The following is a 1,709-nucleotide window of genomic DNA, read 5'->3' as shown; positions in this document are numbered from 1 at the left end:
AACGGCGGACTGTTAATCCGTATGTCGCAAGTTCAAGTCTTGCAAGGGGAGCCAATTAAAAGAAGCCGCATCATTGATGTGGCTTTTTTGCATCTAAAGATCCTAACTTATTAATACAACTACCCTCACCTTTCAAATACCATATTCAATTCAGAAACCAACCGTTTTTATATCCTTCCAAAGCTACAAATCTTCGCTACTTAATGCTCTTCAAAATCTCCCAACAACAAACGACACATTCACGTAAGAGTCAGTCACAGTACGTTGCTACTCATTTTATTGACTAGGAGATCGGTTGAAAAAATCAATACTAAGTTTGGAGGTAAGAAAGCTAAATAACGAATCAAGTAAGCGCTGAAAAGCTCTGTAAGACACTTCAATCCAAATTGATACACAGATTACTCTTTATCAAAACTATCCACTACAATAGCGCCCATAGAGGCTGGCATTGAAATAACAATCACTCTTTTGATCGATACGACGGGATCACTCAATAGAGGTAATTTGTCCAGGCAAGTCAGTACCAAAGCAACGACCAATGCCGTCATAACATAAGCAATCACTATTCTGAAAATAAACACCGGCAACCGAGCAACAACATCTTTTTGAAAGACACTCTCATACGTATAGAAGCCTAAGAACACCGCAGACAGTAAAAATAGCAGCAATAGATTAGCGGTAGGTAAAGTCTCCCCTAACTTCCAAGCCTCTTCAGAAAAAGAAATCGGCACGGCCAAGGCAAAAGATCCCACAAAGATCTGGCTCGCATCTTCAAAGTTAAAACTCAATTTCATAATTCGACCCATTAGGTTTAAGGCTTTATCTAATTCTGAAAAGAATCACAAAACTATCCGCCAATGATTTGGGGGATTTTTATTTCTACTAAGCAAACAGTAGTGACCTTCTAGCTTCATCTTAGTCGCAATAACCAAAACATAGCTTGAACTAACCAGCAAGAAATCAATATGCTCAGAGCAAAACGGTCAACACGACTGATTAATATCGAGTCAACAAACACATCAAAATCGAAGACAGAGTGGTAACCCCTAATATACCAGCACCTAGAACCAAAGAATCTAAATCCGCAGGGTGATAAACGTCACTTCACGAATACGAGGGATGCTCTATTTCTTAGCTTATATACCCCTCAGGCACCACTTGGGAACACACTTAGCGACTCTCACCTTTAAGCTGAATCTAGCCTACTTTCACCCTTTGAAGTACTTAGAACGAGTCGCTCAATACCATCGAGAGTGGTTTTAAGCTCAATGCATAACAAAGAGACATTAAGTCGACTCATTATGAGCTCTAGCGTTCTTAAGAGAAGCCTCCATGATAGAGCCCTAATTACACGTATCCTATAGATTCACAGATAGAGCAGAAGTCAGATTTCGTAGCCGAAAGGCTGTTAACTAACACTGAGAGCCGCTCACTTAATAAAGGAAACATCTACAGCGCGTATGGCTCGAGTATCTGAATGCTAAACTTAAAGCTATATACGTTTGAAATCATGCTCGAGTCACCTCACAGCTGGAATCAGAAATGATGTAGTCCTAATCATGAGTTGGTTTTGGGGAACACCTGAGCTAAGAGCTGTGGGCTGCGGGAAAATCTTTTGTGTAAGTTATTCGACTGACGTGCGAAACACTATGATTTATACCAATTAAAGTAAAAATGTGATCTAATTAAGATTGATGAATTATTGTGAA

General features: G+C 39.6%; 1 protein-coding gene. It reads right to left on the bottom strand.

The genetic code is table 11. The annotated features are described in order from the left end of the window. Nucleotides 1-398: 398 nt before the first annotated feature. Nucleotides 399-794: a DUF2391 family protein gene (locus ACED46_RS21835; protein WP_017060180.1), complete on the bottom strand. Its 396-nt coding sequence runs from the start codon at nt 792-794 to the stop codon at nt 399-401. Nucleotides 795-1,709: the final 915 nt, after the last annotated feature.

Source organism: Vibrio sp. 1S139 (genome assembly GCF_041439475.1).
GTDB classification, from domain to species: Bacteria; Pseudomonadota; Gammaproteobacteria; order Enterobacterales; family Vibrionaceae; genus Vibrio; species Vibrio crassostreae_C.
This window is presented reverse-complemented; position numbering and strand designations above follow the sequence as displayed.

Excerpts from the sequence above, each read along its gene's own strand:
- ACED46_RS21835 (WP_017060180.1), bottom strand. The coding sequence starts at position 794 with ATGAAATTGAGTTTTAACTTTGAAGATGCGAGCCAGATCTTTGTGGGA.